Raw genomic sequence first — 24956 nt, forward strand, 5'->3', positions numbered from 1 at the left:
TTTCTACATTTATTATAACGCTTTCATTATCTTTTTGCAATCTTTTTCCTCATCTTACGAGGGAAAATGTTCTAACCTCTTCTGCTCCTGCATTCTCTAGCATACTCTTGACACGGTTAACAGTCGCTCCTGTCGTATAAATATCATCAATCAATAGAATCTTCTTTGGAATCCTACTGTCTTCTTTAATAAAAAACGGAAGTTCCGTGGCCAAACGCTCCGAACGATTTTTAGAAGAACTGGCTTTCTCTTCTCTTTTCCCTAATACATCCAGATGGGAAAGTCCTGCAGCCTCTATTAGGCCTGCAACCTGATTAAAACCTCTTTTTGCGTATCTCTCAGGACTTAACGGTATTAAAACAAAATCGTAGCCCTTGTACTTTTTTAAATTCTCACTTAAAATCGTTGCGAAAACTTTTCGGAGCATATAATCACCATCAAATTTATAACGATTAAAGAAGTCTTTCATGGCTTGATTATAACTAAAAATCGCTTCATGGCTTACTTCAATCCCTTCTTTACACCAAAGTTGACAATCTTGACACGAACTTGACACTCCTTTTTTATGACAATTTGGGCAATGTTCTTCCCCAATCATTTCAAAACTTGAGTAACAAGCTAAACAAAGTGAGCCCTCCTCCTTTTTCAAAAAAAGAAGTTCTCCAAAGGTTAGATTTTTCTTCAAATGTTGAGCACATAGTAAACAAATCATAGGCCTGCCTCCTTGTTCATCAGTTTAATTTCCTTTATAGCATTCTTAATCGAACAATTTAATCCATTATGAAAGAAAATTAGATCTCCCGTAGGTCTATCCATGCTACGACCGACACGTCCTCCAATTTGAATGAGGCTTGATTTTGTAAAAAGACGATGGTTTGCTTCTACGACACAGACATCAACACAAGGGAAGGTAACTCCGCGCTCCAATATTGTTGTGCTTATCAATATGGTCAATTCCCTATCCCTAAAAGCTTGAACTTGCTCTAATCTATCTTCAGTAACTGAGGATACGAAACCAATTTTCTCATTTGGAAATTTCTCTTGTAAGATTTCCTTCAACTTCTCTCCCTTTGTAATTTCTGATGCAAATATTAGTAAGGGGTAGCCAGTTCTTCTCTGGTTTTCAACATATCTTTTTAGCTTTGGTGGTAGGCGAAACTTATCCAAACATTTATCCAGATCAGATAGCCAAACGGGTTTTGGAATAATTAAAGGATTTCCATGGAACCGCCTTGGCAGGCTTAGTCGTTTTAGCTCCCCTAAGCGAACCTTCTTATCCAACTCATCTGTAGAAGTTGCAGTGAGAAAAATTCTGAGTCCATTTTCCTTTACACAATTCTTTACAGCTTTGTAAAGCATCTTGTTGTCAACATAGGGAAAAGCATCTACTTCATCTACTATTAGTAAATCAAAAGCGTGATAAAACTTTAATAATTGATGAGTTGTTGCAACAACTAGTGGTGTCCGAAAGTATGGTTCAGACTCACCATGCAGTAAAGCTATTTCGCAAGCAAAGTCATTCTGCAATCGCTTATACAATTCCAAACAAACATCTATCCGTGGACTTGCTAGACAAACTGCACCACCATCATTAATAACTTTCGCAACAACTTTATAAATCATTTCTGTCTTCCCAGCTCCAGTCACTGCATGAACTAAAGTCGGTTGCTGGTTCTCTACTGCTTGAAGTAAGCCTTCTGATACTTTCTCTTGAAATGGAGTCAATTGTCCCTTCCATTTAAGAACATCTTGTTTAGGAAAATCTTCTTGAGGGAAATAATATAAGGCCTGATCACTCCTAACTCGCTTCATCAACAAGCATTCTCGGCAGTAATGAGCATTAATAGGTAGAGACCATTCATCTTGAATCATACTATCACATCGTTGACAGAAGAGTTTCCCCTTCTCTTTTCTCATGCTTGGTAGCTTCTCCGCCAGCTGTTGTTCTTCTGGGCTTAATTCTTGTTCTGTAAAAAGTCGACCAAGATAATTTGGATTTATTTTCATACTTCTTTATTCGTAAAATCTAGAACTTTAGACTATTTTTTAGTACAATAAAATTATGGAATTTAGAACGATAAAAGAGGACGGACAAGTCCAAGAAGAAATCAAAAAATCACGCTTTATTTGTCATGCAAAACGTGTCTATAGTGAAGAAGAAGCTCGCGCCTTCATCAACGCAATCAAGAAAGAGCACTACAAGGCTACCCACAACTGCTCTGCCTTTATTGTTGGTGAACATAGTGAAATCAAACGAACCAGTGATGATGGGGAGCCAAGTGGAACTGCTGGTGTACCTATGCTAGGAGTTCTAGAAAATCACAATTTGACCAATGTCTGTGTAGTTGTTACCAGATATTTTGGTGGTATCAAGCTGGGAGCAGGTGGTCTTATTCGCGCTTATGCAGGTAGTGTTGCCTTAGCTGTCAAAGAAATTGGAATTGTTGAAATTAAAGAACAAGCAGGGATTCAAATTCAAATGAGCTATGCTCAATATCAAGAGTATGGGAATTTTCTTAAAGAACATAATCTTATGGAACTCGAAACCAACTTTACAGATCAAGTTGACACAATTATCTTTGTCGATAAAGAGGATAAAGAGGATACCAAAGCTGCCCTCATAGAATTTTTTAATGGGAAGGTTATCCTAACAGATCAAGGCTTACGAGAAGTTGAAGTCCCTGTAAACCTGGTGTAAAGCACTTTTAAATACCTTCCCTCAATTTTTAGATTTGCACTGACTATTTTTCTGATTGTTATAAAAAAATCCTATCGCTTCGATAGGATTTCTATATTTTACAAAAGTTTAAGATAGCGTTATACTAGAAGCATCTTATATAAAGAGGTGCTAACATGGCTATTTATAACAATATCACAGAACTTATCGGAAAAACACCGATTGTTAAATTGAATAACATTGTACCAGAAGGTGCAGCAGACGTTTACGTAAAACTAGAAGCTTTTAACCCAGGTTCATCCGTTAAGGACCGTATTGCTCTCAGCATGATTGAAAAAGCAGAGCAAGAGGGTAAACTGAAACCAGGATCTACTATTGTAGAAGCAACAAGCGGGAACACTGGTATCGGTCTTTCATGGGTTGGTGCTGCTAAAGGTTATAAAGTTGTCATCGTTATGCCTGAAACAATGAGTGTTGAACGCCGCAAGATCATCCAAGCTTATGGTGCTGAACTAGTCCTCACTCCCGGTAGTGAAGGAATGAAGGGTGCGATTGCAAAAGCGCAAGAAATTGCTGCTGAACGCGATGGTTTCCTACCATTACAGTTTAATAACCAAGCTAACCCAGAAGTTCACGAAAGAACAACAGGAGCTGAAATTCTAGCTGATTTCGGAGCTGATGGTTTAGATGCCTTTGTTGCTGGTGTAGGTACTGGAGGAACTATTTCAGGTGTTTCTCATGCTCTTAAATCGGCTAATTCAGACATTCAAGTTTTTGCAGTTGAGGCAGACGAATCAGCTATCTTGTCAGGTGAAAAACCAGGACCTCACAAAATTCAAGGTATCTCTGCAGGATTCATCCCAGAAACACTTGATACAGAAGCTTATGATGGTATCGTTCGCGTGACATCAGACAATGCTCTTGCACTTGGTCGCGAAATTGGTGGAAAAGAAGGCTTCTTGGTAGGTATTTCTTCTGCCGCAGCTATCTATGCAGCAATCGAAGTTGCTAAAAAACTTGGGGCAGGTAAAAAAGTTCTTGCGCTTGCACCAGATAACGGAGAACGTTACCTATCTACAGCGCTCTATGAGTTCGAAGTCTAGTCTCCTAAATACACAAAGCCCTTTAACAAGGGCTTTTTATTTTTTTTTATAAAGTTTTTCTATATGAAAAAGGAAGCAAAGTTGCCTCCTCTTTTTATTATTAGTTATTCAAAGCTGCTGCCATTGTAGCTGCAACTTCAGCTTCAAAGTCATTTGCAGCTTTTTCGATACCTTCACCAACTTCAAAGCGAGCGAACTCAACTACTGAAGCGTTAACTGATTCAAGGTATGCTTCAACTGTCTTGCTGTCATCCATGATGTAGACTTGTGCAAGAAGTGTGTATGCTTGGTCAACTTTAGTGTTGTCAAGCATGAAGCGATCCATTTTACCTGGAATGATTTTATCCCAGATTTTTTCTGGTTTACCTTCTGCAGCCAACTCTGCTTTAGTGTCAGCTTCAGCTTGAGCGATAACTTCATCAGTCAATTGTGCTTTTGATCCATACTTCAAGTGTGGAAGAGCTGGTTTGTTAACCATTGCACGGCTTTCGTTATCTTGGTCGATTACGTGGTTCAATTGAGCCAACTCATCTTTAACAAATTGCTCATCCAATTCTTTGTATGAAAGAACTGTTGGTTTCATCGCAGCAATATGCATTGAGATTTGTTTAGCAAGCGCTTCGTCTCCACCTTCGATTACAGAGATAACACCGATACGTCCGCCGTTGTGTTGGTAAGCACCGAAGTGTTGTGCATCTGTTTTTTCAATCAAAGCAAAGCGACGGAATGAGATTTTTTCTCCGATAGTTGCTGTTGCAGACACATAAGCTGCTTCAAGAGTTTCACCTGAAGGCATTGTCAAAGCAAGAGCTTCTTCGTTGTTAGCTGGTTTTCCTTCAGCGATTACTTTTGCAGTTGCATTTACCAATTCAACGAATTGAGCGTTTTTCGCAACGAAGTCAGTTTCAGCATTTACTTCAACTACTGCTGCAACGTTACCGTTCACATAAACACCAGTCAAACCTTCAGCAGCAACACGGTCAGCTTTTTTAGCTGCCTTAGCCATACCTTTTTCGCGAAGCAATTCAATCGCTTTTTCGATATCACCTTCAACTTCGACCAATGCTTTCTTAGCGTCCATGACACCAGCACCAGATTTTTCACGCAACTCTTTAACAAGTTTAGCTGTAATTTCTGCCATTTTGATTCTCCTATATTTTTTAAAAATAGGAGAGCCGGGCTAAGCCCCGCCCTCCTAGGTAATGATTACTTATTTGAATTAAGCGTTGTCGCCTTCTACAACTTCAACGATTTCTTCGATTGAGTCTGCTTGAGCTTCTGAAGCTGCAAATTCTGCTTCAACTGCTGCTACAGCGTCTTCACCTTGGCGACCTTCGATGATAGCGTCTGCCAATTTAGCTGTGATCAACTTAACTGCGCGGATAGCGTCATCGTTAGCTGGGATGATTACATCGATATCATCTGGATCAGTGTTTGTGTCAACCATTGCTACAACTGGGATACCCAATTTTTTAGCTTCTTTAACAGCGATTTGCTCTTTATGTGGGTCAACTACGTACATTACATCTGGGATGCGAGGCATGTCTTCGATACCACCCAAGAATTTTTCAAGACGAGCGCGTTGTTTGTTAAGAAGTGCAACTTCTTTCTTAGGAAGAACGTCGAAGATTCCTTCTTCTTCCATGCGTTTGATTTCTTTCAAACGAGCGATACGTTTTTGGATTGTTCCCCAGTTAGTAAGGGTACCACCCAACCAACGGTGGTTGATGTAGTATTGACCTGAACGTTCTGCTTCTTCTTTAACAGCGTCAGCAGCTTGTTTCTTAGTACCAACAAACAATACAACTGCATCGTTAGCTGCTGCATCACGCATAAAGTCGTATGCTTGGTCAGCGTATTTTACAGTTTGTTGCAAGTCGATAACGTGGATTCCGTTACGCTCAGTGAAGATGTACTTAGCCATCTTAGGGTTCCAGCGACGAGTTTGGTGACCAAAGTGTACACCAGCCTCAAGAAGTTGTTTCATTGAAATTACTGCCATGAGTATTTCTCCTTTTTCGTTTTTTCCTCTTCTCGATTTCAGCTTGCAAAACAACCCAAAGGCAACAGTTTCACAATTCATCAAGAATGAGTATTATCGTTCACACGACAAGTTTCATTCTACCATAATTTCTCAATATTATCAAGCTATTTTGATAGTTTTTTAGCAGAACTTCTCTATTTAATGACAAGAAAAGAGACTCGGAAAGAGTCTCAATTTTTTCATTAGTTTGGATAGATGTAAGTAACATAACCTTCAGAAGTTGTAGTTGGGTTGAACCATCCACGTTTGTTACCGATTGTACGATCTCCACCGTAGTTAGATTCTGATACTTGGATACTTGATGATGATGAAACAGCTGTAACAACCGCTACGTGTCCATAGCCACCATCATTCCAACATGCAATCGCACCAACTTGTGGTTGAGAACCAGTACGGAAACCTGCTGCAGCTGCACTTGTTGCCCACTGCGCTCCGTTACCCCAGTAATCTCCAGCCCAAGGTGCCAATGTTTTAGCTCCCCATGTACATTCACCTGTTGGATAACTTGAAGCGTTTGTACTATATGTAGGACGTTGGCTTACAGGAGTTGGTGCAGGTGTGTAACTTGAGTCATCATCTGATGAAGATGAAGAACTTGAAGTTGCTTGTACTTGTGCTGCAAATGTTGTGTTTGCTGAAGCTGCAACTGTTTGTTGTTGACTTGTTTGTTGAGCTTTGTAAGCTGCTTCTGCTTCTGCCGCTGCTTTCGCTTCTGCCTCAGCTGCCGCCTTTTTCTCTAGCAAGGTAGCTTTTTCACTTTCTGCAGTAGCTTTTTCTGCTGCAAGATTCAACTCAGCCACTTTCAATTCAGCTTGTTTTGTTGTCAAAGCTTGGGCGTCATCTGCAAGTGTTTGTTGGTTGGCAATAACTGTGTTGATTGCTTCATTGTTAGCAACTTGTTTCTCAGCAATAGCTTTTTTATCTTCTTTTTGTTGTTGCAACATTTTGTTGTTAGCTGATACAATTTCACTCATAGCTGCTACACGAGAAATAGCTTCTGTGATTGAGTTAGAGTTAATAATTGTATTAATGTAGCTTGTAGCAGTTCCGTTAGTTTGTGCACTACGAGCTTGGTTTTCAAGCGATTCATTACGAGCTACGATATTTTTTGAAAGCTCTGTGATTTCACCTTCAAGTTTTTTAGATTCTTCTTGAAGAGTTTCATTCTCAGTTTGCAACTTTTCTTGTTCTGTTTGAATAGCTGTAACTTGAGTTTGAATCTCATCAACTTGTTTTTGAGCTTCCTTTTGTTGCGTTGTCAACTCACTAATTTTGCTATCTTGAGCTGCAATTTTTTCATCTGTTGTGTTAGCTTTAACACTTGAAAGAACAGCTCCTTGTGAAACCAATACTGTACTTAACAAAAGTGATGCTAGAATTTTTTTCTTCATATGTATAAATACTCCTTCTTTAAAAAGACATTACTAGTATACCAAAAAAAGGCCTAATAAATATTACGCCTTTATTACAGTTTTGTTTCTTTCTTATAGATATATTTTTTCAAAAATATATTGGAAAACTATCATCCATATAAAATTCAATATCATAGTAGGACCCAGACTATAAACTATAAAAACAGGTAGATTTTCTGCAGTCAATCCTACCACGTGTGCTAGGATAAAGCTACCAAATTCAAATGTAAAAGTCATCATTAAAATAGCTAATAATCTTGTCCATCTATTTAACAAAATAACAGAGTTGCTTTTATATACGATTGCTCCAATAATCACAAAAAGAAGACTGGCTATCCCTATCAGATGGAAGAAATAGATATCGTATATAAGTCCTAGAACCAAGCAATAGGCCAAAAATAGATATTCTGATACTTCTATTGTTTCGAATAATAAGAAGATGAAAATAAAGTGGCTTACAATTTGAAGATGTGGAAAAAAGCTATTTACAAATTGTCCTAAGTGGCTATCTATTAAAATGATTACGGGCAAGAGCAAAAACATCCCTATTTGCTTAAAAAGTCTCATGATGGATTCCCCACTAACTCTACGACTTTAAGATTCATTGGATCAGCATGCATTTTGACCATAACTTCTCTTGTCAGATAATCATTGGTAGGGGTCACAGATACGACTTCTCCTACAGGAATGTCTGTGACATTGAAGTTCCCCAAACCTCCAGTTACCACTTTATCACCTTGACTAATATCTCCACTATTATTTAGCTGACTAATTTTCAGTAGTTCTTTTTCCTTGTCATAGCCAACGATAATACCATAAATACTACTAGATCCATGCTGAATTTTAACAGAAATTTTCTCTGTATTTTCAGCATTTGTTAATAAATTGACCACAGTTGAGTTGTCTTCTACTTTTTCAACGCTTCCAACCAATCCTCCACTAGAAACAACAAGCATACTAGTTGTTACACCTTGTTGCGAACCAACATTAACTGTTAATTCTTGTTTCCAAGTCGCCGGAGTTCTCATGATAACATCCGCAGCAATTAGTTTAGTCGCATTCAATTTTGACTTCATATCTAGTAATTGACGCAGTTGTTCATTTTCTTCTTTTAAGCGATCTGCTTCATTCTTTTCCTTTTCCATTTGATAGAATTCTTTTTTGAGAGTTTCATTCTCATTGTAAGCCCTCGTCAAATTTCCTAAATCTGACTTTGTAGATTCTAACCATTGAAATGGTTTTTGCACAATTCTATCTATCAGAGAAATGCCATCTCCAGCTTTTGTCACAACTGTACTTGATTTCGTCATTACTAAAAGAACAGAAACTACTAGTATAACGACAAATAGAACAATGATATATTTTGATTTTTTAAAACGGTTCATACCTCTACCCTATCTCATTCTATACTTCACTTTAGGATTTCAACAAAAATAGAATCAAACCCAACACACATACCAGGAGTAAGGCCACACTATCTTTATTCATCCAATTCAACTGTCGGTACTGACTACGTCCGTTCCCACCTTGATATCCTCTAGCCTCCATGGCTGTAGCAAGAGAATCCGCTCGTTTCAAACTCGTAGCGAATAAAGGAATCAAAATAGGAATCATAGCCTTAACTTTTTGGATTATATTCCCTTCTCCAAAATCAACACCACGCGCCTTTTGAGCGTTCATAATTCGAATCGTATCATCCATTAAGGTTGGTACAAAACGTAAACTCATAGACAACATGAGTCCGATTTCATGAACAGGAACCTTAAATCTTTTCAAGGGTCCAAGCAAGGATTCAACTGCTGTAGCCAAGCTTAATGGCATGGTTGTCAAGGTAAGCAAAGTTGAGAAAAAGATAATCAACACAAAGCGGCAAAAAATGATTCCCGCCTGCTCAATGCCATGACTCGTGATTTTAATAAACCCCATCTCGAACAAGACATCTCCACCAGAGATAAAGAAAAGTTGAAAAAGGGTTGTAAAAGCAATCAGAAAAAACATGGACCGCAAACCTTTTATGAAAAAGGATAAGGGAACCTCAGATAAGGCTACAAATATACCTGTTACAACGAAAAGGATCAGATTAGTTATTGGATTATTGGCCCAAAAAACGATCATAATCAATAAAATCATTGCCACTAACTTACTACGAGGATCCAAACGATGAACAATCGAATTTCCTGGTATGTAACGACCTAAAATCATATTATCCATTGATGAACTCCTTAAACTCCTCTATCGTTATCGGCAATTGTTTAAAAGAAACCCCTCGTTCAGCTAGCCTTTGAGCAAATCTTGTGATTTTTGGAACACCTAATTGGATTTTCTCCATGAATTCGACATTTTGAAAAACAAGACTTGGCTTCCCACTCTTGACCAACTTTCCTTTTTCCATCACATAAACTTGGTCAGCAAATTCGGCCACGTCATCCATCAGATGGGTCACTAAAACAATCGTGATACCATCCTGATGAAGTTTTTTAAACAAGGCCATTAACTCTTTTCGACCAATTGGATCCAAACCAGCTGTTGGCTCATCTAAGACCAAAATGCTAGGCTCCATCGCCAAAATACCAGCAATCGCAACCCTTCTCATTTGTCCGCCTGAAAGCTCAAAGGGACTACGTCCAAAGAGTGACTCATCAATTCCTACTAAAGCTAGTTTTTCACGCGCAATAGCTTCTGCCTCTTCTACAGAAACTCCAAAATTTTGAGGTCCAAAAGCCACATCTTTTAAGACAGTCTCCTCAAAGATTTGATTTTCTGCAAACTGAAAGACTAAGCCCACTTGTTTGCGAATTTGACGAATTTGCTTATTGACGGATGTTGATGTAATTAATGTATCAAAGACACGAACACTTCCCTTTGTGGGAACCAACAAACCATTCAAAAGTTGAAGAATTGTAGATTTCCCACTTCCTGTATGCCCAATAATTGCTGTATAAGATCCATCCTCTATTGACAAATTAACATCGGACAAGGCAGCTGAGGCAAAGGGTGTTCCTTCCTGATACGTATAACTCACATTGTCTAGAATAATTCCCATAAAGCCTCCTCGAGCTCCTCTTCGGTCAGGTAGTGCTCTGGTAATTTCAAGCCACTAGTACGTAGCGATTCTTTTAATTGGTTGACAAAGGGTTGATCTAAACCAATTTGATCTAAATCTGACCTAGAAAATAGTTCTCTAGGAGTACTAGTTGACTCGATTTCTCCTTTTTTCATCACCAAAATACGGTCACTCATGGCCACCTCATCTAGGTCATGCGTAATGGAGATTACTGTCATTTGGTGATCTTGGCGAATCTTTTGGACGATCTTAATCAACTCTAGACGCCCCTCTGGATCCAACATGCTTGTAGCTTCATCCAAAATTAAAATGTCTGGTCGCAGAGCAACAACTCCTGCGATAGCCACTCTCTGTTTTTGGCCACCTGACAAGCGAGCTGGTTCCTTTTTAGAAAATTCAGCCATCCCAACTAATGACAAAGCTTCAGTAACTCGAACCTCCATCTCTTCAAGTGGAATCCCTTGATTTTCTAGTCCAAAAGCAACGTCATCTTCTACGGTTGCCCCCACGAATTGGTTATCAGGATTTTGAAATACCATACCAATCTTACGTCTTTTTTCCCAGACGTTTTCCGGAGTTAGGCAATCACCGTCTATCCAAATTTCTCCAGATTCCGCTTCTAGCAAACCGTCAATCAAGCGAACAGTTGTTGATTTTCCACTACCATTATGACCAACGATAGACAACCATTCTCCACGTTTAACGTGAAACGAAATGTTATGAACATCATAGTGTTCTTGATCTGTCTGGTATCGAAATGACAGATTCTTAATTTCAATAATCGATTCCATATCTAGCGAAAGGTTCCTTTAAACAAATACGCGCTTCCCTTGAAGTAATCATAACCAGAATAAACTGTAAAGAACAAAGCGATATAAAGAGTTATCTGGCCAAGTAAAGTCCAATGAAATAACAAGAAGATAATCGCAAACATCTGGCTAAATGTTTTGATTTTTCCTGGCATTGCTGCAGCTAAAACAGTTCCACCAGTTTCAACTAAGAGTAGGCGCAACCCAGTAACTGCAAGTTCTCGGCAAATGATAACAGCTACTACCCAAGCAGGAGCCATATTTAGACCTACTAGCATGATAAATGCCGACATAACTAACAACTTATCTGCCATTGGATCTGCGAATTTCCCAAAATTGCTAACTACTTGCCATTTCCTAGCTAAATAGCCATCTAGATAGTCAGTGATACTGGCAACGGCAAAAATAATTGCTGCTGTTTTATGTAACACAGGAGACTGTCCAACTGATAGAAGGAGAACAAAAATCGGAATAAATAAAATTCTACCAAGCGTAAGTATGTTAGGAATATTCTCTTTTTTCATGTTATCCTTCCTTAATTTGAACTTAATTTCAATGTAATCCAGCCAGTTTGACCAGTTAATTTTGAAGTATCGATTTCCTGATTATCGATCTTGATTTTCACGCCTTTGACAACACCTAATGTGATAGTTACTGGAGAGCCTTTAGAAACTGTTGTTTTGGCCATCTTATTATTAGGCTCAAGAGTAGTTCCTCCGGCCAATTCAGTATCTGAAACACTAATCCAGCTTGTTGCATCCGTCACAGATAGTTGAAGTTCGGCAGTATCTTTAGCAGTTTTATATTCTACCGATATAACATCTCCCTGACCAGAAACCGTCACAGTTGATGCGTCGCTCGAACTTGATGGACTAGTGGTTTGATTGCTAGTTGTTGTTTCACTACTTGTTGCACTTGTTGTCGTAGTCACAACATTATAGTTGGCTGAAGTTGTTGCTGTCGGTTGTGTTTGAATGTAATTCCAAACATAATAAGAAACAAAAATGATAATAGATAAGGAGAAGAGAATAAAGTAAAACAGAGGGAGCAAGGAACGTTTCTTGCGATTAGAACGTCTACGACCTGATAGTTCTATCTCATCAACATCAACTTCCTCATAGGTAATCATACTCCCTGAATCATATGCGTCTAAAACAAGATTTTCATCCAACTCAACTGCCCAAGCATACTTCCTCAAAAAAGAACGTGTATAAAAAGGGCTTGGCAATTGGTCGAAATCATCTGATTCTAAAGCCTCAAGCAGATTCAGTTGAATGTCTGTCTTGCGCTGCAATTCCTCTAAACTCAAACCTTGATTGATTCTTGCTAAACGTAACACTTCACCAATTGTTTTTTTTCTCATACTTACCATGCCTTCTTTCTAGTTTATTTTATATTTCGATGGCTATAGTGGAAAAATTGTAAATTCAACTATTTCACTATTATCGATAAAATGATGTCCTACCTCAAGAACATCATCCAAGGTCATTTCCTGTATAATCTTTGGTAAATCAAACAGGGTTGTTTCGTCAGAATGTGACTGATATTGGGTCGCAATAAATTCTAAAGAGTTCATACTATGGATAAATTCTCCATAAATTTCACTTTTGATTAAATCAAGATGTTCCTCTGATACATCCGAATCAGTAGCAAAATTCTGAATTGCCTTTCGGAATTGATGCGAAATAGCCACAGGTTCCTTTGTATCCATAGTCAACATCAAAAAGTTAAAACGTCGATTGATCTCAATTTCTAAAGATAATGAAGAATCTAATTTCCCAGTTTCATACAAACTCTGAAATCTTTTAGAGGTCCAACCAAACATCATCGTAAATAACGCTCTTAATAGAACGCTATATCGATAGCAGTCCTGATGACCCATATCAGAATTCGTTCGAACTCCTATTGCTAATTTAGGTGATGCAACATCCATACGAATGCTCTCAACCTTCTTTACAGGGTGTAAAGCGATTAGTTCTTTTGGATTTTGAACTATACAACCTCCAACATCCTTTTGCAAGAAATAATTCTGTATCAACTCTAAATCAAAATTTCCAACGAGGAAAATTTGGCTATTGACAGGAGTGTAAAATTCATCAAAATTATCTCGTAGATCCTCTAAACTAATATCTTCTATCGAATCTTCAGTCCCAACAATATCTGAAGCTAGTGGAGTTGCCGGATATAGATTTGCAAGTGTTTTAAAGAACAAGCAAGAATCAGGATCATCCTGATACATTTCGCGTTCTTGTTGAATAATATCCTTTTCTCGTTCAACAGATTCTTCAGTAATGTTAAAGCTAGTAACAAGCTCGTCAAGCAAGTCCAAACACTCAGCCACATTGTCAGAGGTTGAAAAAAGATAACTTGTATTTGTAAAGCTTGTAAAGGCGTTACTATCTGCACCTAATTTGGTAAATGCAGCCATGATATCTTCAGAATTTTCTCTTTCAAAAAGTTTATGTTCTAAAAAATGAGCAATCCCCTTAGGATATGTTTTCTTTTTACTATCTCTAGCTGTAAACTCAGTGTCAACTGAACCAACATAGACAGTTACTACACCATAAACTTCGTTAAAATCATTTTTAGGAAGTAAAGAAACTGTCAATCCGTTTTCTAATTTTGCTTGATAAAGAGTTTCCTTTACAGCAGGATAATATTTCTCTTGAAAAGTAACTCTAGTCATTCTGCTCCTTCCATAAAATAGATAGCCTGCAATTTCAAACTAGATGCCACCCTACAGATTTCATCCTTGTCAACTTGCTCTAGGCTCTCTATCAAAGTATCCAGGTCTAAAACCGATTTACCAAAAAAGAGGCTTAAGTGTTCTCTATCTATAATCGAATCTTGATTATCCTGACTCAACAACATCGTCCTACGAATCATTTCCTTAGTTTGATTAACTTCAGCATCTGTAAATCTACCATTTTTGATAGCTAACAACTGATCATTCATCAATTTTCTTACCTTGTTTCGGTTTTGACGATTTATCCCAGCAAACAATCTTAAAAATCCACTAAAGAGATCTAAGTGACTAGAAACAGTGTAGGCCAAACCTTCCTTTTCCCTAACTTGAGTAAACAATTTAGAGTGCGGGAAAGCTCCAAGCAAACCATTCACAAGAAGCAAGGCCATCTTTTGATCATCTCCATAACCAATTGTGCTATGATAACCCATTTCTAGAATAGACTGACCTAGGTTTTTTCTAGCAATTCCTTCTCTAAGAACATTTGAATAACCTTGCTGATATTGAATGTTTACAGTTTCTTTACGACCTGTCAAGTTAAATTTCTTCAAGTTTTCTAAGACTTCAATTTCATTAAAATCACCTAAAAAGAATAAATCAATTCTATCTTCCTTCAGCATTTTTTGAAAACTTGAATAGCAAGATTTAGAAGTCTCTTCGGAAATTCTGGCAATTAAATCTCTAGGAACTAACTGCATTGATTCCTCTTGGAAAAACAACTGATCCAATTCTTTATGGGCAAAGAAGAAAGGATCCTCTAATTCTGATTCTAATCTCGCCAACAATTGTTTTTTTTCAATTTCAAAGGCATTGTCGTCAAATTCATCTTCATTTGACAATGGATTAAATATGACTTGATACAATAATTCTAAAATCTGAGCAGTTAATACGTTCTTCTTACTTAAAAATTCATCTCGAACATAAGTCAAACTCACGTCTACTAAGTGACTTTGCCCCCTTCTATACGCATGAGTTGACAAATCTGCTCCATACAATGCTGCCAGATGTTTTCTAAGAACCTGAGCAGTTGGATAGCCTTTATTAGCAGTTTCAAGCATACTGGCACTTAGCATGCGACCAGAAATTAAATCCAGAGATAATGGAGCTGTGAAACGCATGGTTATTTTATTTGTCTTAAACTTTTTAGATTGGATAAAATGCACTGCAATTCCAGGGAATAACTCCATATTTTACCTCCTTTTACATAGAGTTCTATTATACCATGAAAACGAAAATTTTTCCCGTTCTCTTTGACTCTTTTGAAATTAAAATCGTTTTCATATCAGTTGTTTCTTCTCAACTATTTTGTGCAAAATATGGTATAATACCAAAGATTGAGGTGAACTATGGAATACAAATTATTTGAAGAATTTATTACTCTCCAAGCTCTTTTGAAAGATCTTGGAATCATCCAAAGTGGCGGTGCTATTAAATCTTTTTTAGCGGACCATCTTGTATATTTTAATGGAGAATTAGAGAATCGTCGAGGCAAGAAAATTAGAATCGGGGATTCTATTGAAATTCCTGATTTAAAAACTCAAATTATTCTAGTTAAACCAACATCAGAAGAACTAGAGGAGTTTCGTCTAGAAAAACTTGAGAAAGAACGTGTAGCTAAGCTTGTCAAGGAAATGAATAAAAAAGTTCAAAAAAAGCCAACAAAAAAAGCTCAAGCAACAAAAACAAAACCTACACCACGTTTCCCAGGTAGATAAATATGTGGCTGAAAAATCTATCCATTAAACAATTTCGTAACTATCGAGATGTCGAAGTTAATTTTAATCCAAAATTAAATGTATTTGTTGGCCGAAACGCTCAAGGAAAAACCAATCTTCTTGAAAGTATTTACTTTTTAGCCTTAACGAGAAGTCATCGAACTAAGACTGATAAAAATTTAATTCAATTTGAAGAAGAACAACTGCAAGTTTCTGGAATCTTACAAAAGAAAACAGCAACCATTCCACTTGAAATCGACCTCACACAAAAAGGGCGAATTACTAAAGTGAATTACTTAAAACAAGCTCGCCTATCAGACTATATTGGTCATATGAATGTTGTCTTATTCGCTCCAGAAGATTTACAACTTGTCAAAGGCGCTCCGGCCATTCGTCGTAAATTCATTGACATAGAATTAGGGCAAATCAAACCGATTTACTTGTCAGACCTGTCAAGTTATAACCACGTCCTTAAACAGAGAAATACCTATCTCAAATCTACACAAAACATAGATGAGACTTTCCTATCTGTTCTTGATGACCAACTGGTAGAGTATGGCTGTCGTGTAATGAATCATCGAGCTGACTTTATCCAGAAAATGGAACTCTTTGGCAAGAAAAAACATTTTGACATCTCAGATCAGTTGGAAGAACTGTCAATCTATTATCACCCTTCTGTAAACTTTGTTGACAAGAAACATTTGGCTGAATCTTTCCATATAGCACTTCAAAAAAGTAGATCCAGAGATTTATTTAAGAAGAATACTGGAGTTGGTCCTCATCGGGATGATATGATTTTCATGATTAATGGAATGGAAGCAAGTTTCGGAAGTCAAGGGCAACATCGTAGCTTGGTGCTTTCTATAAAACTTGCTGAAATCGAATTGATGGAGAGCATTACCAAAGAATCTCCCATTCTTTTGCTTGACGATGTCATGAGTGAACTTGACAATACTCGTCAACTTAAATTATTAGAAACTATTTCTCATAACATTCAAACGTTTATTACAACTACTAGTTTAGACCATCTTCAAAACTTGCCTGATAACTTGAGCGTCTTTACAGTAGATAATGGTCAATTGACTGTAAATTAAACTTTACATCTATGTAAAAAAAATCTCCCGTTTAACAGGAGATTTTTTTATTACATTGAATAGTTTGGTGCTTCATTAGTGATTTGCACATCGTGTGGATGGCTTTCTTTTAGACCAGCACCTGACATTTCGATAAACTGAGCATTGTCATGTAATTCTTTTAAGTTAGCAGCACCACAGTAACCCATACCAGAACGAATACCACCAATCATTTGGAAAACAATATCAGCTGCTGCACCTTTATAAGCAACACGACCTTCGATTCCTTCTGGAACCAGTTTGTTTGCTTCATTGACAGAACCTTGGAAGTAACGGTCGCTTGAACCCTTCTTCATAGCAGCGATTGAACCCATACCGCGGTATGTCTTGAACTTCCGCCCTTGGAAGATTTCAGTTTCACCTGGAGCTTCATCTGTTCCTGCAAACATTGATCCGAGCATCACTGCGTTTCCTCCAGCAGCAAGAGCTTTTACAATATCTCCAGAATATTTGATTCCACCATCAGCAATAATTGTTTTGCCATATTCACGAGCAACTGCTGCTGCATCGTAAATTGCTGTTACCTGGGGAACTCCTACACCAGCAATAACACGAGTTGTACAGATTGAACCTGGGCCAATACCGACTTTAACAACGTCAACACCTGCATCATAAAGAGCACGCGCACCTTCAGCAGTAGCGATGTTCCCAGCAATCAGTGTACGGTCCGGGAAATGAGCACGAATTTCAGCGATTTTACGAAGTACACCCGCTGAGTGACCATGGGCAGTATCGATAACAATAGCATCAGCTCCTGCTTCAAAGAGGGCTTCTGCACGTTCAAATGTGTCAGAAGTAACACCTACCGCACCAGCAACTAGAAGACGACCGAATTCATCTTTTGCCGCATTTGGGAACTCAATCACTTTTTCAATATCTTTAATGGTGATTAAACCAGAAAGACGACCCTCTTCGTTAACTAGAGGTAGTTTTTCAATACGGTGTTCTTGAAGAATACTCTCAGCAGTTTTTAAATCTGTACCAACCGGAGCAGTAACTAGGTTTTCACTAGTCATGTGTTTTGAAATTGGTTGGTTGTAGTCAGAAATGAAACGCAAATCTCGATTGGTCAAAATACCAACTAACTTACGGTTTTCTAGAGTTTCAACCACTGGGATACCACTGATACGGTAACGGCCCATGAGTTCATCTGCTTCAGCGATTGTATGTTCAGGGGTCAAGAAGAATGGATCAATGATAACACCATTTTCAGAACGTTTTACCTTACGAACTTCGTCAGCTTGTTGCTCAATAGACATGTTTTTATGGATAACTCCAAGTCCACCTGCACGCGCGATTGCAATGGCCATTTGGCTTTCTGTTACAGTGTCCATTGCAGCTGTAATAATTGGGATATTTAAAGTCAAATTATCTGCTAATTTTGTTGTTAAATCCGCATCATTAGGCAACACATGACTCTCTGCTGGAATTAGCAATACATCATCAAAGGTAAAACCTTTTTTCAAAAATTTAGTGTCCCAATTAGACATTGAAGTTTCCTCTTTTCTTTCTTTATTGAGCTAAACGCTTTTTGTATTGTATCTATCATACCATTCTATGAAAATTTGTCAATTAAATTTATAAGAGAATAAATAAAAAACTATCCCTCTTATTTTAAAGCAGAAATAGTTTTATAGTTCATATTTTATCCATTAGTGAAAGTAATTTAGACCCATTGCAGCTTTTACTTCTGATAGTGTTTGCCCAGCAACTTCTCGAGCTTTTTCACTACCTTTTTGGAGCATATTATAAACCTCACCCATATCTTTAGCATATTCTAGGCGGCGTTCACGGATTGGACCAAGTTCACGTTCTAGGATTTCAAGTAGGTAACGTTTGGTCTTAACATCACCAAGGCCTCCACGTTGATAATGTTCCTTCATTTCAGCAATTTCTTGAGCATCCTCAGGTCGACCGAATACGTCCAAGTAATGGAAAACCATATTTCCTTCAATCTTACCTGGATCCTCAACACGAATATGGTCTGGATCTGTATACATACTCATTACTTTTTTACGCAAAGTATCTGCATCATCAGCTAAGTAAATTCCATTATTAAGTGATTTCGACATTTTGGCATTACCATCAAGACCTGGTAAACGTCCCGCACCTTCGTGCTCAGGGTAAATTCCTTCTGGTTCTACTAAAACATCACAGTTATAGGTATGGTTGAAAGAACGCACAATTTCACGTGTTTGTTCAATCATCGGCTTTTGATCATTCCCTACTGGAACCAAGTTAGCCTTAAATGCTGTAATATCTGCTGCTTGCGCAACAGGATAAACTAAAAATCCAGTTGGAATACTTTCACCAAAGCCTTTTTGAGCAATTTCAGTCTTTACGGTTGGATTTCGTTCCAAGCGAGCTAATGAAACTAGGTTCATATAATACATAGAGAGCTCTGCCAATTCTGGAATCTGGCTTTGAATGAAAATCGTTGCTTTATTAGGATCTAATCCCACTGCAAGATAGTCCAAAGCAACATTCCCAATAGACTCTACAATAGTTTGTGGATCTTTTGCATGGTCTGTTAGTGCTTGCTGGTCAGCTAAAAAAACAAACATGTCATATTTATTTTCTTCTTGTAGTAAGACACGATTTTTCAAACTACCAACGTAGTGCCCAATGTGTAATTTCCCCGTTGGACGATCTCCTGTTAAAATAATGGGTTTACTCATCTTATTCTCCTTTGATATGGTCCTTTCAATTATAGCATTTTTTTAATAAAAAGACAGATAATTTTTTATCGAAACAATAGAGATATTACCCCTTTCAATCGTAAAGAGGTTGTCAACTTTGTTTACAAAAAATTGACAAATAAAAATTTGAATAATTGGTGATTTTCTAGTAGAATTAGAGTATTACATATAATAGGAGAAAAACTTTGCTAACAGTATCTGATGTTTCACTACGTTTTAGTGATCGTAAACTTTTTGATGATGTAAACATCAAATTTACAGAAGGAAATACCTATGGTTTGATTGGGGCCAACGGTGCTGGAAAATCAACCTTTTTAAAAATCTTAGCTGGAGATATTGAACCGACAACTGGGCATATCTCTCTTGGACCAGACGAACGTCTTTCAGTACTTCGTCAAAATCACTTTGACTACGAAGATGAACGTGTTATTGATGTTGTTATCATGGGTAATGAAAAACTATACAACATCATGAAAGAAAAAGACGCCATTTATATGAAAGAAGATTTTTCAGAAGAAGATGGTGTTCGCGCAGCTGAACTTGAAGGAGAATTCGCTGAACTAGGTGGTTGGGAAGCTGAGAGTGAAGCTTCACAACTCTTACAAAATTTGAATATTCCAGAAGAACTTCATTACCAAAATATGAGTGAACTAGCAAATGGCGACAAAGTAAAGGTTCTCCTTGCTAAAGCCCTCTTCGGTAAACCAGATGTCCTTCTTTTGGACGAGCCAACCAATGGTCTGGATATTCAATCCATCACTTGGCTAGAGGATTTCCTAATCGACTTTGATAATACTGTCATTGTCGTATCTCACGACCGTCACTTCTTGAATAAAGTATGTACTCACATGGCTGACCTTGACTTTGGAAAAATCAAACTCTATGTCGGAAACTACGACTTCTGGAAGGAGTCTTCTGAGCTTGCTGCTAAATTACTAGCAGACCGTAATGCTAAAGCAGAAGAAAAAATCAAACAACTTCAAGAATTCGTTGCTCGTTTCTCTGCTAATGCTTCTAAATCAAGACAAGCAACTTCACGTAAAAAAATGCTTGACAAGATTGAGCTAGAGGAAATTGTTCCTTCTAGTCGTAAATACCCATTTATCAGCTTTAAAGCTGAACGTGAAATTGGGAACGACCTCTTGACAGTAGAAAATCTATCTGTAAAGATTGACGGTGAAACTATTCTTGACAACATCAGCTTCATCTTGCGTCCAGGTGACAAGACAGCTCTTATCGGACAAAATGACATCCAAACAACTGCCTTGATTCGTGCCATTATGGGTGAAATTGACTATGAAGGGACTGTCAAGTGGGGAGTTACAACTAGTCGCTCTTACTTGCCAAAAGACAATTCAGCTGATTTTGCTGGCAATGAATCTATCCTTGACTGGCTCCGTCAATTCGCAAGTAAAGAAGAAGATGACAACACTTTCTTGCGTGGTTTCCTAGGTCGTATGCTCTTCTCTGGAGACGAAGTTAACAAACCTGTAAACGTCTTGTCTGGGGGAGAAAAGGTGCGCGTGATGCTTTCAAAACTCATGCTTTTAAAGTCAAACGTTCTTGTACTTGACGATCCTACAAATCACTTAGACTTGGAATCTATCTCAAGCTTGAACGATGGATTGAAAAACTTTAAAGAGTCCATCATCTTTGCCAGTCACGACCATGAGTTTATTCAAACTTTGGCTAACCACATTATTGTCTTATCTAAAAACGGCGTCATCGATCGTATTGATGAAACCTATGATGAATTCTTAGAAAATGCTGAAGTTCAAGCAAAAGTCAAAGAACTTTGGAAAGATTAGGTAGAACTTAAAAAAAAACTCAGTTGGGAGCCCAACTGAGTTTTTTTATTTCTTATGAATTTTTAGTTGATAGTTCTGTCAATCTGATTCTATTCAACCTATTCATTGTTTCACGTGAAACATTCTATTATTAGATTTATAAATTCTTGACAAGATTCATGCACATAAAAAATCGACCAAATTGGTCGATTTTTTTAATCTTCTTCCAGTTTTTTAGGTTGATAAGCAAGCATACCTAATCCTATGAATAGAATTAAAGTTACGAGAAGGAAAATTACCTGATAATGAATATTCCCTGTCATAGAAATCGTTTGTCTCAATCCTGAAACTGAATAACTCATTGGTAACCAAGGATTGACAGCCTTAAAGAAATCATTAGTCAAAGCAAGCGGATAAGTTCCTGCACTTGATGCTAATTGTAATAATAGTAAAATAAGAGAGAAGAAAGCACCTAAACGACTATTCCATGTCGTTAACGCGGTTACCATAGACATAAATGTCAAACTTGCGATGATGATCAAGAACAAGGTTCTCATTTCATGATTTGCCGTTAGACCGATAAGATGAACTCCTCCATAGACTAAGACAGCTGCTAAAACAGCTATAACTCCATTTATTTCGAAACGAGATTTAACCCAAGCCCAACGACTTTCAGGATGACGACCTGAAGGTAACTTAGCAAAAATCATATTTGTTGATAACGCAGCAACAAAGAGGGCAACAGATATCATATAAGGAGCCATAGCAATCCCATTTACAGGAACCTGATCATTGTCTGTTTTTGAAATACTCAAGGGCTCAGATAATACTTCTGCATTGTTAGGCTCTGTTGATGCTGTTTTTAGTTGATTGCTAGCACTATTTAATCCTTCTCCTAGTCCTGTAGATCCTACTTGCAGACTTTCAATACCAGCAGTTAAAGTTGTTCCACCATCTGCTAGTTTTCCAGCACCATCAGCAATTTTCATTGCTCCACTTTCTAACTGAGAGCTAGCTGAAAGCAATTGACTCGATTTATCTGTTAATTGACTAGAACCTAGCTGTATTTTATCCAGTCCTGCAATTAAGTCTGAACTCTTACTATTTAATTGGCTAGAACCAGATGAGAGTTTTTCGATACCTGTTACTAGTTCTGGAGTTTTCCCAGCTAGCGAATCCAAACCAGTTGTCAAGGTTGAAGAGTTTTCTGTCAACTTACCTGATCCAGAAACCAATTGATCCAAACTTGTTGTTAAAGTTGTATTCTTTTCATTTAGTTGGTTTACACCTAAAGAAATGGTATCCAGCCCTTTAGTATAATCATTAACTCCATTTTCAATCGATTGACTTCCAGGAACTAACTTATTATCTACAGCATTTTGCAACTGTGTAAATCCACTTGACATAGATGTCAAGGAACTAGACGCCACAGGTAATACTTGATTTGCTTTAGTCTGTAAAGTAGATAGATTAGAGACTGGTTGGTTTACACTTCCCAAATTTTCTTTTAAATCTCCTACCGTCGTTAAAATTGCTTTTGCTGACTCTATCGTAGAATTAGAATTATTTGAAACAGCTGCAGTCAGTTCTTGTTTCTGAGTATCAGTAAGAGATTGATAAGTTGCTGTTGCTTGAAGATTGGTAAGAGTTTTCTCTTGCTCTGTTTGACTATTAGTCACAATAGTTTGAGCAAGAGTAGATATATTCGTTAAATCATTAGATATTGTACTTTTAAGTTCAGTATTATCTGAAATAGTTACAGCTTGAAGTGCTTTATTCAATTCATCTAAACTAGTTGCTAATTGAGTGATTTCCTCTTTTTGTTGAGATGAAGTATTCAATTGAGTCGAAATTTCTTTAATCCCTTTATTTAATTGGGTAATACCGTCTCTCAATGTATCTGATTGACTAGATAATTGATTTGCCCCAATAGATAGTTTGTCAACACCGCTTGTGTAAGCATTGACACCAACTGAAAATTGATTGAGACCTGTATTCAGTTGCGAAACTCCTCCTACATATGACTTCATTCCAGTATTTAGCTGATTGACACCTGCTACTAATTCTGGAGTCTTGGAAGATAATTGATTAAGTCCAGTGTCAACCTGTGAAACTGCACTTGTATAGTTCTGTAAACCATCATTAAATGTACCTAAGCCACTATTCAGTTGCTTTACTCCTGTTACATACGTTGTCAACCCTTTTGTGAATTGATTTGTGCATCAGAAAAGGTTAAACTTGAACTAGCTAAAGTATCAAGATTAGAAGACAATGTCTGACTTCCTACAGCTAACTGACTAGCCCCATTGGCCAATTGTTCACTTCCATCAGCTGCCTTCGTTAAACCAGATTTTAAATCTCCCATCTTTTGAAATAAAGCTTTCGTATAGGTTTCGGTTACATTAGCAGAAACATTCTGTTTTAACTGTGTCATGGCAGAATCACTCATCTTACTTGCAATGAAACTATGCCCACTAGAAGTTTGATAGTTAATATTCATTTGTTCTGGGTGATCTGATAGAATAGAAGCAGCCTTTTCAGATAAGTCACTTGGTAAAGTTACTACCATATAGTAATCACCGTCTTCTAGACCCTTCTTACCTTCTTCTTCACTGACAAAATGAAAATCTAATGATTTATTTTGCTCTAAATTGGACACCATGTCTTTTCCAATAGTCATTGTGTTTCCATTATAAGATGCTTCTTTATCATTATTAACGACCGCTACAGGCAACTCAGATAATTTGCCATATGGATCCCACATAGATGATAAAAATATGATGTTGTATAAAGCAGGAATAAGAGAAATCCCTATCATTACAATGATAAAGGTTGGTTTTTTAAAAATTGCTTTCCATTCTTTAAACATATCGTCTCCTTTTTTACACATATTGTCTAAAATTTTGATATAATAGATTATACATTAATAATTCTTATTTACAAGTCAAAATTATCATTTTTAGACACTTAGTCTATTTTTGTTCACAAGGAGGAACTATGAAAGAAAGTAACAAACGCTTAAAAACCAAACGTACTATTGAGAACGCCATGGTTCAATTATTAACGGAACAACCATTTGATCAAATTAGCACTATTAAGCTGGCAGAAAAAGCCGGAATTAGTCGGTCTAGTTTTTATACTCATTACAAAGATAAGTATGATATGATTGAACATTACCAAAGTAAGCTTTTTCATACCTTTGAGTATATTTTCCAAAAACACGCAAATCATAAAAGAGATGCTATTCTAGAAGTGTTTGAATACTTAGAGTCTGAACCTTTACTAGCTGCTCTTCTATCTGAAAATGGTACAAAAGAGATACAAAACTTCCTGAGAAATAAACTTCACATTATGCTTAGTACTGACCTCCAAAAACGCTTTATGCAATTAAATTTAAACAATATTGAGTTAGAGTATAGCAGTATTTATCTAACAAACGCACTATTTGGTGTATGCCAAACCTGGATTGCTCATGGAAAAAAAGAAAGTCCACAAGAAATGACAAACTTTCTTATGAAAATGTTAGGAGATGTAAATTAGAGACAAAAAAAGAACACCAATGGTGTTCTTTTTGTTTAACTCCGCCAGTAGGACTCGAACCTACGACATCATGATTAACAGTCATGCGCTACTACCAACTGAGCTATGGCGGATAATATAGTCCGTACGGGATTCGAACCCGTGTTACCGCCGTGAAAAGGCGGTGTCTTAACCCCTTGACCAACGGACCATCTATCTGTAGCAGATATAACCATTATATCAATTTC

General features: G+C 37.3%; 22 protein-coding genes, 2 tRNA genes and 1 pseudogene. 6 read left to right on the top strand and 19 right to left on the bottom strand.

Going from position 1 to position 24956, the window contains the following annotated elements:
- Nucleotides 1–49: 49 nt before the first annotated feature.
- Together ACWPUA_RS07155 and ACWPUA_RS07160 are read right to left on the bottom strand one after the other, a co-directional pair.
- Complete coding sequence (locus tag ACWPUA_RS07155; protein ID WP_006153403.1) at nucleotides 50–712, bottom strand: ComF family protein; 663 nt, start codon at nucleotides 710–712, stop codon at nucleotides 50–52.
- The gene (locus tag ACWPUA_RS07160; protein WP_454380060.1) at nucleotides 709–2007 is read right to left on the bottom strand and encodes a DEAD/DEAH box helicase; all 1299 of its coding nucleotides are present in this window, start codon (nucleotides 2005–2007) and stop codon (nucleotides 709–711) included. The genes ACWPUA_RS07155 and ACWPUA_RS07160 overlap by 4 nt, the downstream gene beginning before the upstream one ends.
- Nucleotides 2008–2062: 55 nt before the next feature.
- Here ACWPUA_RS07160 and ACWPUA_RS07165 point away from each other — a divergent pair, with 55 nt between their 5' ends.
- Entirely contained in the window at nucleotides 2063–2698 is a 636-nt protein-coding gene (locus tag ACWPUA_RS07165; RefSeq protein WP_281138015.1) for a YigZ family protein, read from the top strand.
- Between the two features lie 155 nt (nucleotides 2699–2853).
- Nucleotides 2854–3780 (top strand): cysteine synthase A, encoded by a 927-nt coding sequence (gene cysK, locus ACWPUA_RS07170; protein ID WP_250307859.1) that lies wholly within the window; start codon nucleotides 2854–2856, stop codon nucleotides 3778–3780.
- 100 nt (nucleotides 3781–3880) lie between these two features.
- Here cysK and tsf read toward each other — a convergent pair whose 3' ends face one another.
- From tsf to yfmF, 12 genes are all read right to left on the bottom strand, one after another.
- Nucleotides 3881–4921 carry a translation elongation factor Ts gene (gene tsf, locus ACWPUA_RS07175; protein ID WP_454380063.1) on the bottom strand — a complete coding sequence of 347 codons (1041 nt, stop codon included), beginning with the start codon at nucleotides 4919–4921 and terminating at the stop codon, nucleotides 3881–3883.
- 78 nt (nucleotides 4922–4999) lie between these two features.
- On the bottom strand, nucleotides 5000–5782 hold the full coding sequence (gene rpsB, locus ACWPUA_RS07180) for a 30S ribosomal protein S2 (RefSeq protein WP_004250981.1): 783 nt from the start codon (nucleotides 5780–5782) through the stop codon (nucleotides 5000–5002).
- Nucleotides 5783–6006: 224 nt separating this feature from the next.
- Complete coding sequence (pcsB, locus tag ACWPUA_RS07185; RefSeq protein ID WP_247913075.1) at nucleotides 6007–7215, bottom strand: peptidoglycan hydrolase PcsB; 1209 nt, start codon at nucleotides 7213–7215, stop codon at nucleotides 6007–6009.
- Between the two features lie 93 nt (nucleotides 7216–7308).
- Nucleotides 7309–7803, bottom strand: a complete 495-nt coding sequence (mreD, locus tag ACWPUA_RS07190) for a rod shape-determining protein MreD (protein ID WP_254724793.1) — start codon at nucleotides 7801–7803, stop codon at nucleotides 7309–7311.
- Nucleotides 7800–8621 (bottom strand): rod shape-determining protein MreC, encoded by an 822-nt coding sequence (gene mreC, locus ACWPUA_RS07195; protein WP_254724794.1) that lies wholly within the window; start codon nucleotides 8619–8621, stop codon nucleotides 7800–7802. Before mreC ends, mreD begins: the two co-directional genes overlap by 4 nt.
- Before the next feature lie 31 nt (nucleotides 8622–8652).
- Nucleotides 8653–9447 carry an energy-coupling factor transporter transmembrane component T family protein gene (locus ACWPUA_RS07200; protein ID WP_247913078.1) on the bottom strand — a complete coding sequence of 265 codons (795 nt, stop codon included), beginning with the start codon at nucleotides 9445–9447 and terminating at the stop codon, nucleotides 8653–8655.
- Complete coding sequence (locus ACWPUA_RS07205) at nucleotides 9440–10279, bottom strand: energy-coupling factor transporter ATPase (protein WP_006153365.1); 840 nt, start codon at nucleotides 10277–10279, stop codon at nucleotides 9440–9442. The genes ACWPUA_RS07200 and ACWPUA_RS07205 overlap by 8 nt, the downstream gene beginning before the upstream one ends.
- Nucleotides 10264–11091 (bottom strand): energy-coupling factor ABC transporter ATP-binding protein, encoded by an 828-nt coding sequence (locus ACWPUA_RS07210; RefSeq protein WP_006153411.1) that lies wholly within the window; start codon nucleotides 11089–11091, stop codon nucleotides 10264–10266. Before ACWPUA_RS07210 ends, ACWPUA_RS07205 begins: the two co-directional genes overlap by 16 nt.
- A gap of 2 nt (nucleotides 11092–11093) precedes the next feature.
- Nucleotides 11094–11633, bottom strand: a complete 540-nt coding sequence (pgsA, locus tag ACWPUA_RS07215; protein ID WP_006153399.1) for a CDP-diacylglycerol--glycerol-3-phosphate 3-phosphatidyltransferase — start codon at nucleotides 11631–11633, stop codon at nucleotides 11094–11096.
- An 11-nt stretch (nucleotides 11634–11644) separates the two neighbouring features.
- Nucleotides 11645–12472, bottom strand: a complete 828-nt coding sequence (rodZ, locus tag ACWPUA_RS07220; RefSeq protein WP_006155809.1) for a cytoskeleton protein RodZ — start codon at nucleotides 12470–12472, stop codon at nucleotides 11645–11647.
- Between the two features lie 42 nt (nucleotides 12473–12514).
- Nucleotides 12515–13795: an EF-P 5-aminopentanol modification-associated protein YfmH gene (yfmH, locus tag ACWPUA_RS07225; RefSeq protein ID WP_006153341.1), complete on the bottom strand. Its 1281-nt coding sequence runs from the start codon at nucleotides 13793–13795 to the stop codon at nucleotides 12515–12517.
- Nucleotides 13792–15042, bottom strand: a complete 1251-nt coding sequence (gene yfmF, locus ACWPUA_RS07230) for an EF-P 5-aminopentanol modification-associated protein YfmF (RefSeq protein ID WP_454380069.1) — start codon at nucleotides 15040–15042, stop codon at nucleotides 13792–13794. The genes yfmH and yfmF overlap by 4 nt, the downstream gene beginning before the upstream one ends.
- A gap of 159 nt (nucleotides 15043–15201) precedes the next feature.
- Here yfmF and yaaA point away from each other — a divergent pair, with 159 nt between their 5' ends.
- Nucleotides 15202–15570 carry a S4 domain-containing protein YaaA gene (yaaA, locus tag ACWPUA_RS07235; protein ID WP_006153329.1) on the top strand — a complete coding sequence of 123 codons (369 nt, stop codon included), beginning with the start codon at nucleotides 15202–15204 and terminating at the stop codon, nucleotides 15568–15570.
- A 2-nt stretch (nucleotides 15571–15572) separates the two neighbouring features.
- Entirely contained in the window at nucleotides 15573–16664 is a 1092-nt protein-coding gene (gene recF, locus ACWPUA_RS07240; protein ID WP_006153325.1) for a DNA replication/repair protein RecF, read from the top strand.
- 50 nt (nucleotides 16665–16714) lie between these two features.
- Here recF and guaB read toward each other — a convergent pair whose 3' ends face one another.
- Both guaB and trpS read right to left on the bottom strand, forming a co-directional pair.
- Complete coding sequence (gene guaB, locus ACWPUA_RS07245) at nucleotides 16715–18193, bottom strand: IMP dehydrogenase (RefSeq protein WP_320693904.1); 1479 nt, start codon at nucleotides 18191–18193, stop codon at nucleotides 16715–16717.
- 162 nt (nucleotides 18194–18355) lie between these two features.
- Nucleotides 18356–19381 (bottom strand): tryptophan--tRNA ligase, encoded by a 1026-nt coding sequence (gene trpS, locus ACWPUA_RS07250; protein ID WP_006149093.1) that lies wholly within the window; start codon nucleotides 19379–19381, stop codon nucleotides 18356–18358.
- A 206-nt stretch (nucleotides 19382–19587) separates the two neighbouring features.
- Between trpS and ACWPUA_RS07255 the strand changes: the two genes are divergently transcribed.
- Nucleotides 19588–21210, top strand: a complete 1623-nt coding sequence (locus ACWPUA_RS07255) for an ATP-binding cassette domain-containing protein (RefSeq protein WP_036756440.1) — start codon at nucleotides 19588–19590, stop codon at nucleotides 21208–21210.
- A 194-nt stretch (nucleotides 21211–21404) separates the two neighbouring features.
- On the opposite strand, the pseudogene ACWPUA_RS07260 reads toward ACWPUA_RS07255, so the two are convergent.
- Nucleotides 21405–24058 (bottom strand): annotated as a pseudogene (locus tag ACWPUA_RS07260) (YhgE/Pip family protein).
- A 128-nt stretch (nucleotides 24059–24186) separates the two neighbouring features.
- Here ACWPUA_RS07260 and ACWPUA_RS07265 point away from each other — a divergent pair.
- Nucleotides 24187–24729, top strand: coding sequence for a TetR/AcrR family transcriptional regulator (locus ACWPUA_RS07265; RefSeq protein ID WP_454380073.1), 543 nt, complete (start codon nucleotides 24187–24189; stop codon nucleotides 24727–24729).
- A gap of 39 nt (nucleotides 24730–24768) precedes the next feature.
- Here ACWPUA_RS07265 and ACWPUA_RS07270 read toward each other — a convergent pair.
- A tRNA-Asn gene (locus ACWPUA_RS07270) sits at nucleotides 24769–24842 on the bottom strand.
- Between the two features lie 5 nt (nucleotides 24843–24847).
- A tRNA-Glu gene (locus ACWPUA_RS07275) sits at nucleotides 24848–24919 on the bottom strand.
- Nucleotides 24920–24956: the final 37 nt, after the last annotated feature.

This window comes from Streptococcus sp. Marseille-Q6504, from assembly GCF_965111625.1.

Coding starts and splice junctions, on each gene's coding strand:
- rpsB (WP_004250981.1), bottom strand. CDS start 5,782: ATGGCAGTAATTTCAATGAAACAACTTCTTGAGGCTGGTGTACACTTT.
- recF (WP_006153325.1), top strand. CDS start 15,573: ATGTGGCTGAAAAATCTATCCATTAAACAATTTCGTAACTATCGAGAT.
- ACWPUA_RS07200 (WP_247913078.1), bottom strand. CDS start 9,447: ATGGATAATATGATTTTAGGTCGTTACATACCAGGAAATTCGATTGTT.
- mreD (WP_254724793.1), bottom strand. CDS start 7,803: ATGAGACTTTTTAAGCAAATAGGGATGTTTTTGCTCTTGCCCGTAATC.
- trpS (WP_006149093.1), bottom strand. CDS start 19,381: ATGAGTAAACCCATTATTTTAACAGGAGATCGTCCAACGGGGAAATTA.
- rodZ (WP_006155809.1), bottom strand. CDS start 12,472: ATGAGAAAAAAAACAATTGGTGAAGTGTTACGTTTAGCAAGAATCAAT.
- yaaA (WP_006153329.1), top strand. CDS start 15,202: ATGGAATACAAATTATTTGAAGAATTTATTACTCTCCAAGCTCTTTTG.
- mreC (WP_254724794.1), bottom strand. CDS start 8,621: ATGAACCGTTTTAAAAAATCAAAATATATCATTGTTCTATTTGTCGTT.
- cysK (WP_250307859.1), top strand. CDS start 2,854: ATGGCTATTTATAACAATATCACAGAACTTATCGGAAAAACACCGATT.
- pcsB (WP_247913075.1), bottom strand. CDS start 7,215: ATGAAGAAAAAAATTCTAGCATCACTTTTGTTAAGTACAGTATTGGTT.
- ACWPUA_RS07205 (WP_006153365.1), bottom strand. CDS start 10,279: ATGGGAATTATTCTAGACAATGTGAGTTATACGTATCAGGAAGGAACA.
- ACWPUA_RS07265 (WP_454380073.1), top strand. CDS start 24,187: ATGAAAGAAAGTAACAAACGCTTAAAAACCAAACGTACTATTGAGAAC.
- ACWPUA_RS07160 (WP_454380060.1), bottom strand. CDS start 2,007: ATGAAAATAAATCCAAATTATCTTGGTCGACTTTTTACAGAACAAGAA.
- pgsA (WP_006153399.1), bottom strand. CDS start 11,633: ATGAAAAAAGAGAATATTCCTAACATACTTACGCTTGGTAGAATTTTA.
- ACWPUA_RS07155 (WP_006153403.1), bottom strand. CDS start 712: ATGATTTGTTTACTATGTGCTCAACATTTGAAGAAAAATCTAACCTTT.
- yfmF (WP_454380069.1), bottom strand. CDS start 15,042: ATGGAGTTATTCCCTGGAATTGCAGTGCATTTTATCCAATCTAAAAAG.
- tsf (WP_454380063.1), bottom strand. CDS start 4,921: ATGGCAGAAATTACAGCTAAACTTGTTAAAGAGTTGCGTGAAAAATCT.
- guaB (WP_320693904.1), bottom strand. CDS start 18,193: ATGTCTAATTGGGACACTAAATTTTTGAAAAAAGGTTTTACCTTTGAT.
- ACWPUA_RS07210 (WP_006153411.1), bottom strand. CDS start 11,091: ATGGAATCGATTATTGAAATTAAGAATCTGTCATTTCGATACCAGACA.
- yfmH (WP_006153341.1), bottom strand. CDS start 13,795: ATGACTAGAGTTACTTTTCAAGAGAAATATTATCCTGCTGTAAAGGAA.
- ACWPUA_RS07165 (WP_281138015.1), top strand. CDS start 2,063: ATGGAATTTAGAACGATAAAAGAGGACGGACAAGTCCAAGAAGAAATC.